We start from the raw sequence: 14,304 nt of genomic DNA, 5'->3' as shown, positions 1-14,304 counted from the left end.
CCATCGTTCCGTAAACGGAACGGTCGGGAGGGACCGTGCGACTGCAACCCGTGCTCGCCGGGATCGTGACGGCGCTCGTCGGCTTCTCCAGCGCGTTCGCCGTGGTGCTCACCGGGCTGCGCGCGGCGGGCGCCGACGAGCGGGAGGCGGCGTCCGGGCTGCTGGTGCTGTGCCTCGCCTCCGGCCTGGTGGCGCTCGTGCTCGGGCTGCGCCACCGGATCCCCATCAGCATCGCCTGGTCCACGCCGGGCGCGGCGCTGCTGATCTCGTCGGGCACACCGCCCGGCGGCTTCCCCGCGGCCGTCGGCGCGTTCCTGGTCTGCGGCGTGCTCGTCGTGGTGGCCGGGCTGGTGCCCGCGGTCGGGCGGCTGATCGCGCTGATCCCGGTGCCCATCGCGAGCGCGATGCTCGCCGGGGTGCTCGTGGAGCTGTGCGTCGCCCCGGTGCGGGCGCTCGCGGAGGTTCCGCTGCTCGCCGCGCCGGTGATCGCGGTCTGGGCGCTCGTCGGCCGGTTCGCGCGGACCTGGGCCGTGCCGGCCGCGCTCGTGGTAGCAACCGTCGCGATCGCGCTGACCGGCCCGGGGCTCGGCGACGTGGCACTCGCCCCCGCGCTCGTGTGGACCACGCCGACGTTCGACGTCGCGACCGTGGTAGGGCTCGGGTTCCCGCTCTTCCTCGTCACGATGGCCTCGCAGAACGTGCCCGGCGCCGCGGTGCTCGCCCAGTACGGCTACCGCGCGCCGATGCGCCCGATCCTGACCAGCACCGGCGTCGCGACGCTCGCCTGCGCCCCGTTCGCTGGACACGCGGTGAACCTCGCCGCGATCAGCGCGGCGCTCGCCGCCGGCCCGGACGCCCACCCGGACCCCCGGCGACGCTTCGTCGCGTCCGTGACGGCGGGCATCGGTCTCGCCGTCCTCGGCCTGGGCGCGGGCTACGCGACCGCCCTGCTCGTGCTCTCGCCTCCGGTGCTGATCGAGGCGGTCGCCGGGCTCGCGCTCCTGGGCGCGCTGGCCGGGGCGCTGTCGTCGGCCGTGTCCGAGCCGGACAGGCGCGAGGCCGCCGCCACCACGTTCGTGGTGACGGCGGCGGGCGTCGGGTTCCTCGGGATCGGCGCCGCGTTCTGGGGCCTGCTGGCCGGGGTCGGGATGAGCCTGCTGCACCGGCGTCGCACGCGGAGCGAGGTGGTCAGCTCGCCTCGCTGAGGGGACCGAGGTGCCGGGCGAACGGCTCGTCCAGCGGGGCGCTGGTGAGCCGGTTCGCGAAGGTCGACATCGTGTACGCACCGATCCCGAGCACCACGTCGAGCGCGTTGCGCAGCGTGTAGCCGTGGCCGAGGAGGGAGCGCACCACGTCGTCGGAGACGTCGCCGGTGGTGGCGAGCACCTCGAGGACGAACGCGCGCAGCGTCTCGAGCCGATCATCGTCGAGGGGGCCGCCCGCCTGCAGCGCCGCGATCAGCCCCTCACCGACGCCGAGCTCGCGCAGCGGGCCGGTGTGCATGGCGACGCAGAGGTGGCAGCCGTTGCGCGTCGCCATCGTCATGACCACGACCTCGCGGGAGACGGGATCGAGGGTCGTCGCCTCGAACGAACCGCTGGCCCGGAGGAAGCCGTCGAGCAGCTCCGGAGATTCGGCGAGGCGGGCGACGGCCGCCGGCAGGAAGCCGAACTCCTTCTCGGTGGCCTCCATCGTGCGACGAGCAGCGGGCGGCGCGGTCGCGGTGGTGTGGGCGGGGAACAGCGAGGACATCGGTACTCCTAGAATCGACAACGTGGTTGTCCAAACCGTAAACCAGGTTGTCGGTTCTGTCGATGGCTGAACCGGAGGACGAGCCGGGCTGGATGCTCCCGCTGCTGCTCTTCGGCGGCTTCCGCACGCTGATCGACCGCTTGCACGCCGAGCTCGCCCGCCAGGGCCACCCCGACGTGCGCCCGGCGTACGGCTTCGCCATGCAGGCGATCGGCCGCGACGGGGCCACCGCGAGCGAGCTGGGAAGGCGCCTGGGGGTGTCGAAGCAGGCGGCGGGCAAGACCGTCGACCGGCTCGTCGAGCTGGGCTACGCGGAGCGCAGCGCGGATGCCGCCGACGCCCGGCGCAAGCTGGTGCGGCTCACGCCACGCGGGTTCGACTCGCTGGCCCGCTCCGCGGCCGTGTTCGAGCGGCTGCGGGCGGAGTGGGCCGAGCAGCTGGGTGCCGACGGGGTACGCGCGCTGGAGGCGAACCTCCGCACGGTGGTGCCCCCCACGGCCATCCGCCTGGACGTGGCGGGCTGGTTCGGCCCCTGAGCGGCAGCCCCCATGTCAGCAAAGCCACTTTCACGACCTCTCACGCCATGAAAGTGGCTTTGCTGACGTCCCTTCAGCTCGTCAGGCCCCGGCGGACCAGGAGCGGGGCGAGCTCCGGGTCGCGGCCGCGGAAGGCGCGGTAGGCCTCCATCGGGTCCACCGCGCCGCCCCGGGAGAGCAGCTCGCGGCGGAACGTGTCGCCGTTCTCCCGGCGCAGTCCGCCGTTCTCGGCGAACCACTCGACGGTGTCGGCGTCGAGCACCTCGCTCCAGATGTAGGAGTAGTAGGCCGCGCTGTAGCCGCCGCCGAAGGCGTGGTTGAAGTACGCGGTGCGGTAGCGGGGCGGCGCGGTCGGCTCGGCGACGCCCGCGGCGGCGAGCGCGTCCGCCTCGAAGCGCTCGACGTCGCCGACGTCGCCGTCCGGCCCGAGCCGGTGCCACGCCTGGTCGAGCAGCGTGGCGGCGAGGTACTCGGTGGTGGCGAACCCCTCGCCGAACCGCCGGGACGCGGCCAGCCGCTCGACGAGCTCCGCCGGCAGCGGCTCGCCGGTCTCGTGGTGGCGCGCGTAGCTCGCGAGGATCTCCGGGTCCTCCAGCCACATCTCGTTGACCTGCGACGGGAACTCGACGAAGTCGCGCGGCACGGACGTGCCGGAGAAGGTCGGGTACCGCACGTCGGAGAACAGGCCGTGCAGGGCGTGGCCGAACTCGTGGAACAGCGTGCGCACGTTGTCGACGGTGAGCAGGGTGGGCTCGCCGTCGGCCGGCTTGGCGATGTTCAGCGTGTTGAGCACCACCGGCTTCGTGCCCAGCAGCCGCGACTGCTCGACGAAGGAGTTCATCCACGCGCCGCCGCGCTTGGAGTCACGGGCGTAGAAGTCGGCGACGAAGAGGCCGAGCTGCCCGCCGGAGTCGAACACGTCGAAGACGCGCACGTCCGGGTGGTAGCGGGGCAGGTCGTGGCGCTCGGCGAAGCGCAGCCCGTAGAGCCGGCCCGCGGCGTGGAAGACGCCGTCGTGCAGCACGCGCTCCAGCTCGAAGTACGGCCGCAGCGCGTCGGTGTCGAGGTCGAAGCGCTCCCGGCGGACGCGCTCGGCGTAGAAGGCGCGGTCCCACGCCTCGATCGGGAAGCCCGCCGCCTGCGACAGCTCGGCCGCCTCCTCCCGCGCGTTGGCCACCGCCACGGGGGCGAGCTTCCCGAGCATCGCGTCGACGGCATCGACCGTGCCGGCCGTGCCGACCTCGACCACCCAGGACGCGTGATGCGGATGCCCCAGCAACCGCGCCCGCTCCGCACGCAGCGCGACCATGCGCAGCACGATGTCGCGGGTGTCGTGGTCCCCGCCGAACCCGCGGCCGGTGGACGCGCGGTGCAGCCGCTCGCGCAACCCGCGGTCGGTGAGCGAGGCCAGCGCGGGCTGCCCGGTCGGCAGCACGAGCGTGAGCAGGTGAGCGCCCTCGTGCCCGCGCTCGGCCGCCGCCCGCGCCGCCGCCGAGACCGCGTCCGCGGGCAGGCCGTCGAGCTGCGCCGCGTCCTCGACGAGCACGGCCGCCGCGTTGGCCCCGGCGAGCAGCCGGGTGCCGAACTCGGTGGACAGCGCCGACAGCTCGGCGTTCAGCTCCTTCAGCCGGTCCTGCTCGCCGGGCGCGAGGCGGGCGCCCGCCCGGACGGCGTCGCGGTGGCGTCGCTCCAGCAACCGCAGCGACTCGGCGTCGAGGCCGAGGTCGTGCCGGGCCGCGAACAGCGCCTCGATGCGGGCGAACAGCACCGGGTCGAGCGCGATCGCGTCGGCGTGCGCGGCGAGTTGCGGCGCCACCTCGGCCTCGATCTCCCGGATCCCGGGCGTGCTGCACGAGCCCACCAGCGTGAAGAACACGTTCGAGACGCGCCGCAGGACGCCACCCGACCGCTCCAGCGCCACGATCGTGTTCTCGAACGTCGCGGGACCCGGGTCTGCGGTGATGGCGTCGACCTCGGCGCGCTGCTCGGCCATCCCGGCGGCGAAGGCGGGGAGGAAGTGCTCCTCGCGGATCGCGTCGAAGTCCGGGAACTCGAAAGGCAGCGGGCTGGGGGCCAGGAACGGGTTGCCGGTCACCCGCGCGAGCATATGTCCGTGATGCGGGTGCGGGTCGGGGTCGGAGCGGTGGTGCGCGACGGCGGGCGGATCCTCGTGCTGCGCCGGGCGGGCGCCCACGGCGCGGGGACGTGGGGGCTGCCGGGCGGGCACCAGGAGTTCGGCGAGTCGCCGGAGGACACGGCCGCGCGCGAGACGCTCGAGGAGACCGGGCTCGTCGTGCGGCCGACGGCCCGGCTGGGATTCACCGACGACCCGATGCCCGAGATCGGGCGGCACTACGTCACGCTCTTCATCGGCTGCACCCGCCTCGGGGGCGAACCGGAGCTCCGGGAGCCGCAGAAGGCCACCGCGTTCGCCTGGCTCACCACCGACGAGCTGCGCGCCCGCCGCGCCGAGCTGTTCAGCCCGCTCGGCCGGTGCCTCGACGCCGGTCTGCTGGCCGCGAAACCGGCTTGACCTCAACCCCTGTCGAGGTCGCAGGCTGATCGTCATGGACGTCGCCGCCTACCTCACGCGGATCGGGGCCACCCGTCCGGCCGCCCCCACGAGCGCCACGCTCGTCGCGCTGCACCGCGCGCACGCGCGGTCAGTGCCCTTCGAGGACTACGACATCCACACGGGCGTCGCGATCTCGCTGGAGCCGGACGCGTTGGAGCGCAAGATCGTCCACCGGCGCCGAGGCGGGTACTGCTACGAGTTGAACGGGCTGTTCGGGACGCTGCTGCGGGAGCTCGGCTTCGCGGTCACCCTGGTCGCGGCGTTCTCCCTGGACGACGACGGCGCCCGCGGCCCGGAGTACGACCACCTGCGGCTGCTGGTGGACGCCGTCGACGGCAGCTGGATCGCCGACGTCGGCAACGGCGCGCGGTGGCCGGAGCCGGTGCCGCACCGGCCCGGCGTGCACGGTCGCGTGCAGGTGCGTCGCGACGGCGACGTCTGGTGGACGAGCGAGCGCCGAGGCGACGGGCGGTGGGAGCGCGGCTGGGCCTGGACCCCGCAGCCGCGGGAGCTCGCCGACTTCTCCGAGCGCAACCGCTACCAGCAGTACGACCCCGGTTCCGACTTCACCGGGAGGCGGCTCGCCGCGCTCGCGACCCCGACCGGCCGGATCTCGCTGGTCAACGGGGCCTTCGCGGAGCTCGACCAGGGCGTGCGGACGGAGCGGGAGGTCTCGGCCGCGGAGGAGTGGGCGCTGCTCGCCGACCGGTTCGGGATCGTGCTGGGGCGTTCGTGGGCCGAACGGGTCCCCCAGCTCGCCGCCACCTGACCCGGCGAAGAGCTGCCGATTCAACGTACCCACAACGGGTCCGCAACCCGTCGCTGGAAGGTTGATCGAAAAGTGCTGGAGTGAACCGACTCACCAGGGCAGTGTTCAGCGATGTCGAACCCACCGGACGGCCTGGGACCGGGCGGTTTCCCACTACCACCGAACCGACCGCCGGACGGCGATCCGCCGTACCCGGACCAACCACCCGGCGACCCCCTCGTTCCCACCGACCTCAACGGCTGGTTCGGCCGGTGGATCCGGGTGTTCCGACGCAGCTTCTGGCGGCTCTCGCTGATCACGCTGATCGTCGGTGCCGTCCTGGCCGCCGTGGCCGGAGCGGCCGCCGGAGCGGCCTTCCTGCTGCCCGGTCCCTGGAGCACCGGCGGCGTGGCCGGCCCTCCGGACACCGCCACCGCCCTCGTCATGTCGGGCGCGTTCCTCATCGCGTTCCTCATCGGGTACACGGTCTTCACCTGGGGCCAGGGCGCCTCGCTCTACGTCGCCGTGATGGACGCCGCCGGCCGGCACGCGGGGGTCGGCGAGGCGCTCCGGTGGGGCGCGCGGAGAGCGTTGCCGCTGGCGGCCTGGTACCTGGTGGGCGCGGTCGCCGTCATGATCGGGATCCTGCTCCTGATCCTCCCCGGCCTCTACCTCGCGGTCGTGCTCAACGCCTCGCTCGTCTGCGCGGTGGTCATCGAGCGGGACGGCCCCGGCCGCTGCTTCGAGCTGATCAGACACCGGTTCTGGGCGACCCTCGGCCGGCTCGTCCTCGGCTGGCTGGTCATCCAGGCATACGAGGTGGTGCTTCCGTTCGTGCTCATCAGCCCGTTCGTGGGAGCGTTCGCGCTGAGCCCGCCCGACTCGTCCGGGGCCGTCGGCACGATCGTCATCTTCCTGCTGAGCGTGGTGGCGGTCGCGGCGATGGTCCTGCCGGTCGTCGTCGCGGGCCACGCGATGACCATCGTCACCTACGCCGAGTTGCGCGGCCACGAGAACCGGGGCATCACCACCGACCGGATCGCCGACGAGCTCGCCCGTCCGTAGGACGGGATCACGACGCGGTCCGCAGCAGATCGGCCGCCTTCTCCCCGAGTGCAACCGCCGTGGCGGCGGTACCCCGCCGCGGGGCGCGGGGCAGCACCGACGTGTCCGCCACCCGCAGCCCGGCGATCCCGTGGACCCGCAGCTGCGGGTCCACGACCGGTCCGATCGCGGCGCTCCCGCACATGTGCACGGCCGTGCCGAGGTGGGCACCGATCCAGCCGTCGAGCTCGCGGTCGCTGCCCAGGACGTCGCCGCCGGGCGCGACGCGCGTACCGACGCCGCCGCGCAGCAGGTCGGCGGCGGTGCGGATGGCGTGGCGCAGCAGGCGGCGGTCGTGCTCGGTGCGCAGGTAGTGGTAGTCGATCCGGGGCCGGACGCGGGGGTCGGGCGAGGTGAGGGTGACGGTCCCGCGGCTGTCGGGGCTCGTCACCATGCACATCAGGTGCAGCTCGCCTGCCGGCGTGAAGGGCCGGACGAACGCGAGCACCTCGACGTCGCCCGCGGGGTCGGCGCCCGAGTCCCAGTCGAGCGCGGCCTGGCTGCCCGGGGCACCCGGGTGCGCCGGCGGGTCGGAGGTGGTGAACGGCACGAACACCACGGGGTGGTCGCTGAAGCCCCGACCGACCGGCAGGTCGCGGACGACCGGTACGCCCACGCCGCGCAGCGCGTCGGCCGGGCCGATCCCGGACAGCATCAACAGGTGCGGGGTGGCGACCCCGCCGGCGGCGAGCACGACCTCCGCCGCCTCGACCACCGTGCCGTCGAGCAGGGCGACCCCGCGGGCGCTGTCGCCGTCGAGGAGCACCCGGGCCACGGGGGCGTCGGCCCGCAGGGTCAGGTTCGGGTGGCCACGGAGGTAGGCATCGGCGGCGCAGGTGCGCACCCCGTCGCCGGCGTTGCTCGGTACGAGGCCCGCTCCGGGCGCGGCAGCGGCGTTCTTGTCGGGTTCCAGCGGGTGGCCGAGCCGTTGCGCGGCGACCAGGAACCGCTCGGCCACCGGGTGCAGCAGCGGCCCGGCGGGGCGGCGGACGGGCACCGGGCCGCGGTCGCCGTGGCCCGGTGCGGTCGGGAGGTCGAGGTCGTGCTCGGAACGGACGAAGTGCGGCAGGAGGTCGGCCCACGACCACCCGGGCAGGTCCCAGGCCGCGGTGTCGCCGGGCGTGGCGCGCACCCAGTTGGCGCCGTTGATCGCGCTCGAACCGCCGACCACCCGCCCGCGCGGCACGGCGACGGTGTGCCCTGGCCGCAGCTCGGCGGCGTAGGACCAGTTGAGCGGGTGTCCGGGCCGGGCGCCGTCGAGCCAGTCCGGGGACGCCGCGAGCGGCCCGGCCTCGAGCAGCAACACCCGGCGCCCGGCGTCCTCGGCGAGCCGGCCCGCGAGGGCACAGCCCGCCGAACCGGCGCCGACCACGACCACGTCGTACACATCAGGGAGGATGCCTGGTGATGAGCGATCTCGCGCAGGATCTCGCCGCGTTCCTCACCGCGGCGCCCACGCCGTACCACACCGTTGCCGAGGGCGTCCGCCGCCTGGCCGCAGCGGGTTTCACCGAGCAGCCGGAGGCCGGGCCATGGGAGGACGGCCCCGGCGGCCGCTACCTGGTGCGCGACGGCACGCTGCTCGCGTGGTTCGTCCCGGAGGGCGCCCCTCCCGGCACGCCAATGCGGATCTTCGCCGCGCACACCGATTCCCCCACGCTCAAGGTCAAGCCGCGCCCCGACACCGGGTCGGCCGGGTGGCGGCAGGTGGCGGTGGAGGTCTACGGCGGGGCGCTGTGGAACTCGTGGCTCGACCGCGACCTCGGCCTCGCCGGGCGCCTCGCCCGCTACGACGGCTCGGTCGTGCTGGTCGACGTGCGCAGGCCGCTGCTGCGGGTGCCGCAGCTGGCGATCCACCTGGACCGCCAGGTGAACCAGGGCCTCAAGCTCGACCCGCAGGAGCACCTGCTGCCCGTCTGGGGACTGGGCGCTCCCGCCGAGGGGGACCTGATCGGGTTCCTGGCCGAGGAGGCCGGCGTCGACCCGGCCGAGGTGGCCGCGCACGACCTCGTGGTGCACGAGCTCACCCCGCCGGCCCGGCTCGGCGAACACGAGGAGCTGCTGGCGGGGCCCCGGCTGGACAACCTCGCGTCCGTCCACTCCGGCCTGTGCGCCCTGCTCGCCGCGGCCGACGACGCCGCCGGGGTGATCCCGGTGTTCGTCGGTTTCGACCACGAGGAGATCGGCAGCGCCTCCGCGACCGGGGCGGCCGGTCCCCTGCTCGAGACGGTGCTCACGCGGCTCGCAGGCGGCTTCGACGCCCGCGGCGCGGCGTTCGCGGGGTCCCGCTGCCTCTCGGTGGACGTCACGCACGCCGCACACCCCAACTACCTGGGCCATCACGACCCGAACCACCGTTCGGTGCCGAACGGAGGGCCGGCGTTGAAGGTCAATGCCAACCAGCGCTACGCCACCGACGCCCCCGGCGCCGCCGCCTGGCAGCGCGCGTGCCGGGACGCGGGCGTGCCCACCCAGCTGTTCGTCAGCAAGAACACGGTGCCCTGCGGGAGCACGGTCGGGCCGATCCTCTCCACGCGCCTGGGCATCCGCACCGTCGACGTCGGGATCCCCGTGCTCTCGATGCACTCCGCGCGCGAGCTGTGCGGGGTGCAGGACCCGGGCCACCTCGCCGCGGCGGCCGGCGCGTTCCTCACCGACCCGCTCTGATCGAGAACCCGGCCGTCCCGAGCAGCTGCGCGGAGGGGTCCCGGCGCCGTCCTCCCTGATCACCGTGGGCGTGGCCACCGGCCGGGTCGCTCCACGCACGGCTTTCGCACGTGTCGGGGTGGATCTACCGTGGTGCGAATGCCCCCGGAAGCCCCCACCGAGGAGGTCCCGTGAGCGAGGACCACTCCCTCGCCGACGGCCCGGACGTCTACTGGTTCGTCGGCGGCCCGCTCGACGGTCGCGTCGACACCCGCGAGCCGTCCGACCCGGCCCCCGGCACCGTGCGCTACGTGCACCTGCACGAAGGTCCGAAGATCGTGCACCACTACGACCTGCACGAAGTGGCGGGCCACGGCGGCGAGTACCGGCTGCGCGACCCGGGGCCCGACCAGGCGGATTGATCTTCCCGTCACGGGGTAGCCGACGGGACCCGACATCCCGGAGGGCCCCGTGCCACCCACCACGACCGCAGCGCAGTCGCTCTGGCTCGCCGCGCTGCCCGGAACGACCTATCCGCAGCCATCCGACGAGCGCGCCTTCGACGTCCTCGTGCTCGGCGGGGGGATCACCGGCCTGACCACGGCGCTGTTGCTCAAGGGCCGCGGCGCCCGGGTCGCGGTGGTCGAGGCCGGCCGCATCGGTGCGGGCGTCAGCGGCAACAACACGGCCAAGGTCACCGCGCTGCAGTCCACGGTGCTGACGTCCATCGGGAGCACCCGCGGCACCGAGGTCGCCGACGAGTACGCCGCACGCAGCCTTGCCGCCGTGGAGCTGGTGGCCGAGCTGGCCGCGGACGAGGGCATCGACTGCGACCTGCAGCGGCGCGACGCGTTCACCGTCGCCCCACGAGACGAGGAGCTCGCCGACGTCGAGCGCGAGTTCGACGCCGCGCGCCGCGCCGGACTTCCCGTCGAGATGACCCCGTCGGTCGACCTGCCCTACCCGGTGTCCGGCGCGGTCCGGCTGCGCGACCAGGTGGAGTTCCACCCCGTCAAGTACGTCGGCGGGCTCGCCGCGGCCGTCGAGGGCGACGGGTGCCGGGTCTTCGAGGGCACGCGCGCGCTGGGCGTCACCGACCGGAGCCCCGTCCGGGTGGAGACCACCCACGGTCCCCTGACCGGCGACCGTGTCGTCGTCGCGACGCACTACCCGGTGTGGGACCGCGGCCTGTACTTCGCCCGGGTCGAGGCGAGTCGCTCGTACTGCGTCGCGGCGCGGGTCCGCGGCGAACCCGCCCGCGGGATGTCGATCACGACCGGGTCCCCGACGTGGTCCTACCGCTCGGCTGGTGACCTCATGATCGTGCTCGGGAGCGACCACCCCGCGGGCGCGCGCGGCGTCGGCCGCTCCTGCTACACCGCGATCGAGGAGCACCTGCGCGAACACTGGGACGTGGAGGAGGTGACGCACCGCTGGTCGGCGCAGGACCCGATCCCCTACGACCACACCCCGATGATCGGCACCTACACGCCGGGGAGCTCGCGGATGTACGTGGCGACCGGGTTCGCGAAGTGGGGCCTCTCGGGCGGCACCATGGCTGCGGCGATCCTCGCCGAGCAGCTCTCGGGCGGGCCGGGCAGCGCCGCGTTCAGCCCGCACCGCGTCTCGCCGCGCGGCCTGGCGCAGCTCGCGCGCCTCAACGCGAAGGTGGGGGCCGACCTGGTCGGCGACCGGTTGATGCCCGGCCGGATCTCCTCGGCGGCCGAGCTCGCGCCGGGTACCGCCGGGGTGGTGCGCTCGGGCACCGAACGCACCGGGGTGTACCGCGACCCGGACGGTGGCCTGCATGCCGTCTCCATGCGGTGCACGCACCTGGGCTGCCTCGTCCGGTTCAACGCCGCCGAGAACAGCTGGGACTGCCCGTGCCACGGCTCGCGCTTCGACGTCGACGGTGAGGTGCTGGAGGGACCCGCGGTACGGCCGCTGCCCCGCCGGGATCCGCCGGGTGAGTGACAGGCGTCACGAATCTCACCGCCCGCGGGCGTCCTCCTCGCTTCGGCGGGTGGCGGCAACACCGGGGGCGCCGCTACCCGCCACCCTCCGGCGCAGCAGTACCGGCAGCGCCCCCGCGATCAGCAGGCCCGCCGCGGCGAGCAGCGGGGCCCCGCCCGCGGCCCAGGCGACGTACACCCCGAACGTCGCGAGCTCGGTGCCCAGCCCGGCCACGGAGGTCACGGTGGCCCGCGAGGCGCTCGCGATCCGCTCCTGCAACCGCGCGTCGAGGACCACGAGCGCCGCGCGGTAGCCGCCGTAGAAGGCCGCGATGGCCACCACGCCGGCCGGATGCGCGGCGATGCCCGCGCCACCGAGGAGCACCATCGCCGTCCCGAGGAGCAACCCCAGCGCCCACGCGGGCAGCCGACCGGCCGCTCCCCCGAGCGCCGCACCCGCCGTCCCGCCGAGGACGATCGGTACGGCCACGAGCGGGACCGCCGCGGGCGGGATCCCCCAGTCCGCCAGCAACAGCGGGAAGTACTCCTCGACCCCGTCGTAGGCCGTGAGGACCGCGGTGGCCAGCAGCACCGGCGGCAGGCCCGGGGTGTTGACCGCATCCGTGACACCGCTGCGGAGCGTGGCGAGGTAGCCGGTCCCGGCGCCGGCGTCGCCGCGCGGCGGTTCCGGGAGCGTCGCGGCGACCACGGCCGCGGCGAGGCACGTTCCCACGCTCACCCAACCGACCAGCGGGAACCCGCCCGCGACGAAGAGCAGTGTGGCCGCGAGCGCCGCCGGGAGCTGCGCCACCAGCTCCATGGCCGCGACGCGGCCCGCCACGCGCGCGTAGTGCTCACGCGCCCCGGCCGCATCGAGCCCGTCGTAGAGCAGCGCCTCCTTCGCCCCGGAGACCAGCGAACCGCCGAACCCCCACAGCACGAAGCCGAGCGCGAACCCCGGGAAGCCGGGCAGCAGCACCCAGGCGGCGTACCCGGCCGCCTGCAGCACCCCCGCCGCCACCAGGGACGAACGTCGGGAGAACCGGTCGGCGAGCGCCCCGGACGGCACCTCCGTGAGCACCGCGACGGCCGACCAGATCGCGAACAGCGCGGAGATCTGCGCGACGGACAGGCCGGTGGCCGTGAACAGCAGTGCGTACAGCGGGTACAGCGGGACGAAATCGGCGAGCAGCGCCCACCCCATCATGCGCCGCGCGAGCGGGCGCGCGGCAGGCGGCAACGTGCGTCAACCGGGCATGGCGGGAGATTAGCGGCATCGGCGACCCGGTCCCAGCCATTTTCCGCCTGGCAAGATCGAGAACGTGCTCACCGCTGCAGTGCACCTCCTCACCGGCATCCAGGCCGCGGGCAAGTCCACGGTGGCGCAGGCCCTCGCCGAACGGCTGCCGGGCCGGACCGTCCACGTCCACGGTGACCAGTTCCGCCGCTGGATCGTGGGCGGACGCGCCGAGATGACCCCGGACGCCGGCCCCGAAGCGGTCCGCCAGCTGCGGTTGCGGCACCTGCTCACGGGCCGGACCTGCGACACCTACGCCGACGCCGGCTTCGCGGTGGTGGCCCAGGACGTCGTGCTCGGCGCGGAGCTCCCGGCGCTGGTGGCCGCGATCCGCACGCGCCCGCTGCACGTCGTCGTCCTCGCCCCGCGCCCGGATGCCGTGGCGGTCCGCGAGGCGGGCCGGGGGAAGCAGGCCTACGGCCCGTGGACGGTGGAGGCGCTCGACCGGTCGCTGCGGGCCGAGACGCCGCGCGTCGGGCTGTGGCTCGACAGCTCGGAGCTGTCGGTCGCCGAGACCGTCGAGGAGATCCTGCGCCGGGCCGACGAGTCCCGGGTGGCGTGACGGCGCTGTCGCGAACGTCCAATGCCTGCGGGCCGCCCGCGTGCGACGCTGCCCGCGTGTACGGCTACATCGGCAGCATGCGGACCCGGCCCGGCAAGCGCGACGAGGTGATCGCCCTCCTTCTGAAGGGCCTCGACGCCCTCCCCGGCGCGGGCTGCCTGTCCTACGTGGTGAGCGAGTGCCCGGACGACGCCGACCGGATCTGGGTCAGCGAGGTCTGGGAGAGCGCCGAGCACCACAGCGCCTCCCTGCAGCTCCCCGAGACCCGGGCCACGATCGCCACGGCCATGCCGATGCTCACCGGCGAGTTCACCAGGCAGGAGACGCGCGTGGTGGGCGGGATCGGGCTCCCGTAGCGCGGTGCGCCGGATTCCCGGGCGTCCGCAGGGGTAACCCACCCCGATGGCGGAGTACGACACTGCGATGTTCGACACTGCGATCTTCGACATCGACGGCACGCTCGTCGACACGAACTACCACCACGCCCTGGCCTGGTTCCGGGCCTTCCGCCGCCACGACCTGACCCTTCCGGTGTGGCGGCTGCACAGAGCGATCGGGATGGGCGGTGACCAGCTGGTGCCCGCGGTCGCCGGGGACGACGTCGAGCGGCGGCTCGGGGAGCAGCTGCGGGCCGACTGGGCCGAGGAGTTCGAGCCGTTGCTCGGCGAGATCCAGCCCTTCGCCTGCGTGCGGGAGCTGCTGGGCGACGTCCGCCGACGCGGGTTCACGCTGGTGCTGGCCAGCTCGGGCAAGGCCGAGCACGTGGACCACTACCTCGGGCTGTTCGACGGTACCGAGCTCGCCGAGGCCTGGACCACGTCGGCCGACGTCGAGCGGACCAAGCCGGAACCGGACCTGCTGCAGGCCGCGCTCGAGAAGGTCGCGGGCTGCTCGGCGGTGCTGGTCGGCGACTCCGTGTGGGACTTCGAGGCGGCCGCCCGGCTCGGGGTACCGGCCTACGCGGTGCGCAGCGGCGGCTTCTCCGACGACGAGCTGCGCGCGGCGGGAGCCCGCGAGGTCTTCGAGTCGCCCGCGCAGCTGCTCGAACGCCTGGACCAGACCCTCCTCGCGAAGGGTGCGTCCACCCTCGGCCCCGCCGGCCGGACGGACGCGTAACGCCGCCGCGCTCGGG

The 14,304-nt window shown here is 74.4% G+C and carries 15 protein-coding genes; 11 read left to right on the top strand and 4 right to left on the bottom strand.

Going from position 1 to position 14,304, the window contains the following annotated elements:
- The first annotated feature begins 35 nt into the window (after positions 1-35).
- A complete protein-coding gene (locus ABEA81_RS22000; RefSeq protein WP_345607148.1) occupies positions 36-1,205 on the top strand; it encodes a benzoate/H(+) symporter BenE family transporter in 1,170 nt (389 codons plus the stop codon).
- Here the strand turns inward: ABEA81_RS22000 and ABEA81_RS21995 are convergent.
- The gene (locus ABEA81_RS21995; RefSeq protein ID WP_345607217.1) at positions 1,189-1,743 is read right to left on the bottom strand and encodes a carboxymuconolactone decarboxylase family protein; all 555 of its coding nucleotides are present in this window, start codon (positions 1,741-1,743) and stop codon (positions 1,189-1,191) included. The genes ABEA81_RS22000 and ABEA81_RS21995 overlap by 17 nt on opposite strands.
- A gap of 71 nt (positions 1,744-1,814) precedes the next feature.
- On the opposite strand from ABEA81_RS21995, the gene ABEA81_RS21990 reads away from it, so the two are divergent.
- A complete protein-coding gene (locus tag ABEA81_RS21990) occupies positions 1,815-2,288 on the top strand; it encodes a MarR family winged helix-turn-helix transcriptional regulator (RefSeq protein WP_345607147.1) in 474 nt (157 codons plus the stop codon).
- Between the two features lie 73 nt (positions 2,289-2,361).
- Here ABEA81_RS21990 and ABEA81_RS21985 read toward each other — a convergent pair whose 3' ends face one another.
- Positions 2,362-4,395, bottom strand: coding sequence for a M3 family metallopeptidase (locus ABEA81_RS21985; protein ID WP_345607146.1), 2,034 nt, complete (start codon positions 4,393-4,395; stop codon positions 2,362-2,364).
- A 9-nt stretch (positions 4,396-4,404) separates the two neighbouring features.
- Between ABEA81_RS21985 and ABEA81_RS21980 the strand changes: the two genes are divergently transcribed.
- From ABEA81_RS21980 to ABEA81_RS21970, 3 genes are all read left to right on the top strand, one after another.
- Positions 4,405-4,821 carry a nucleotide triphosphate diphosphatase NUDT15 gene (locus ABEA81_RS21980; protein ID WP_345607216.1) on the top strand — a complete coding sequence of 139 codons (417 nt, stop codon included), beginning with the start codon at positions 4,405-4,407 and terminating at the stop codon, positions 4,819-4,821.
- A 34-nt stretch (positions 4,822-4,855) separates the two neighbouring features.
- Positions 4,856-5,632 (top strand): arylamine N-acetyltransferase family protein, encoded by a 777-nt coding sequence (locus ABEA81_RS21975; protein ID WP_345607145.1) that lies wholly within the window; start codon positions 4,856-4,858, stop codon positions 5,630-5,632.
- 111 nt (positions 5,633-5,743) lie between these two features.
- Positions 5,744-6,676, top strand: a complete 933-nt coding sequence (locus ABEA81_RS21970; protein WP_345607144.1) for a hypothetical protein — start codon at positions 5,744-5,746, stop codon at positions 6,674-6,676.
- Positions 6,677-6,683: 7 nt separating this feature from the next.
- Here the strand turns inward: ABEA81_RS21970 and ABEA81_RS21965 are convergent, their stop codons facing one another.
- Positions 6,684-8,102: a GMC family oxidoreductase gene (locus tag ABEA81_RS21965; protein WP_345607143.1), complete on the bottom strand. Its 1,419-nt coding sequence runs from the start codon at positions 8,100-8,102 to the stop codon at positions 6,684-6,686.
- Between the two features lie 20 nt (positions 8,103-8,122).
- On the opposite strand from ABEA81_RS21965, the gene ABEA81_RS21960 reads away from it, so the two are divergent.
- The 3 genes from ABEA81_RS21960 to ABEA81_RS21950 all read left to right on the top strand — a co-directional run bounded on the left by ABEA81_RS21960 (position 8,123) and on the right by ABEA81_RS21950 (position 11,335).
- Entirely contained in the window at positions 8,123-9,382 is a 1,260-nt protein-coding gene (locus tag ABEA81_RS21960) for a M18 family aminopeptidase (protein WP_345607142.1), read from the top strand.
- A 170-nt stretch (positions 9,383-9,552) separates the two neighbouring features.
- Positions 9,553-9,783, top strand: coding sequence for a hypothetical protein (locus tag ABEA81_RS21955; RefSeq protein ID WP_345607141.1), 231 nt, complete (start codon positions 9,553-9,555; stop codon positions 9,781-9,783).
- 49 nt (positions 9,784-9,832) lie between these two features.
- The gene (locus ABEA81_RS21950; protein WP_345607140.1) at positions 9,833-11,335 is read left to right on the top strand and encodes an FAD-dependent oxidoreductase; all 1,503 of its coding nucleotides are present in this window, start codon (positions 9,833-9,835) and stop codon (positions 11,333-11,335) included.
- 15 nt (positions 11,336-11,350) lie between these two features.
- Here the strand turns inward: ABEA81_RS21950 and ABEA81_RS21945 are convergent, their stop codons facing one another.
- On the bottom strand, positions 11,351-12,553 hold the full coding sequence (locus ABEA81_RS21945; protein ID WP_345607139.1) for an MFS transporter: 1,203 nt from the start codon (positions 12,551-12,553) through the stop codon (positions 11,351-11,353).
- An 82-nt stretch (positions 12,554-12,635) separates the two neighbouring features.
- Here ABEA81_RS21945 and ABEA81_RS21940 point away from each other — a divergent pair, with 82 nt between their 5' ends.
- The 3 genes from ABEA81_RS21940 (at position 12,636) to ABEA81_RS21930 (ending at position 14,288) form a co-directional block, all read left to right on the top strand.
- Positions 12,636-13,172: an AAA family ATPase gene (locus tag ABEA81_RS21940; RefSeq protein WP_345607138.1), complete on the top strand. Its 537-nt coding sequence runs from the start codon at positions 12,636-12,638 to the stop codon at positions 13,170-13,172.
- A gap of 56 nt (positions 13,173-13,228) precedes the next feature.
- Entirely contained in the window at positions 13,229-13,528 is a 300-nt protein-coding gene (locus ABEA81_RS21935) for a putative quinol monooxygenase (RefSeq protein WP_345607137.1), read from the top strand.
- Between the two features lie 67 nt (positions 13,529-13,595).
- Positions 13,596-14,288 carry an HAD family hydrolase gene (locus ABEA81_RS21930; RefSeq protein WP_345607136.1) on the top strand — a complete coding sequence of 231 codons (693 nt, stop codon included), beginning with the start codon at positions 13,596-13,598 and terminating at the stop codon, positions 14,286-14,288.
- Positions 14,289-14,304: the final 16 nt, after the last annotated feature.

This window comes from Pseudonocardia adelaidensis, from assembly GCF_039543345.1.
Taxonomy (GTDB): Bacteria; Actinomycetota; Actinomycetes; order Mycobacteriales; family Pseudonocardiaceae; genus Pseudonocardia; species Pseudonocardia adelaidensis.
This window is presented reverse-complemented; position numbering and strand designations above follow the sequence as displayed.

What these genes read in the sequence shown, in the direction of transcription:
- ABEA81_RS21985 (WP_345607146.1), bottom strand. Translation starts at nt 4,395, where the DNA reads ATGCTCGCGCGGGTGACCGGCAACCCGTTCCTGGCCCCCAGCCCGCTG.
- ABEA81_RS21975 (WP_345607145.1), top strand. Translation starts at nt 4,856, where the DNA reads ATGGACGTCGCCGCCTACCTCACGCGGATCGGGGCCACCCGTCCGGCC.
- ABEA81_RS21930 (WP_345607136.1), top strand. Translation starts at nt 13,596, where the DNA reads ATGTTCGACACTGCGATCTTCGACATCGACGGCACGCTCGTCGACACG.
- ABEA81_RS21970 (WP_345607144.1), top strand. Translation starts at nt 5,744, where the DNA reads ATGTCGAACCCACCGGACGGCCTGGGACCGGGCGGTTTCCCACTACCA.
- ABEA81_RS21980 (WP_345607216.1), top strand. Translation starts at nt 4,405, where the DNA reads ATGCGGGTGCGGGTCGGGGTCGGAGCGGTGGTGCGCGACGGCGGGCGG.
- ABEA81_RS21960 (WP_345607142.1), top strand. Translation starts at nt 8,123, where the DNA reads ATGAGCGATCTCGCGCAGGATCTCGCCGCGTTCCTCACCGCGGCGCCC.
- ABEA81_RS21990 (WP_345607147.1), top strand. Translation starts at nt 1,815, where the DNA reads ATGGCTGAACCGGAGGACGAGCCGGGCTGGATGCTCCCGCTGCTGCTC.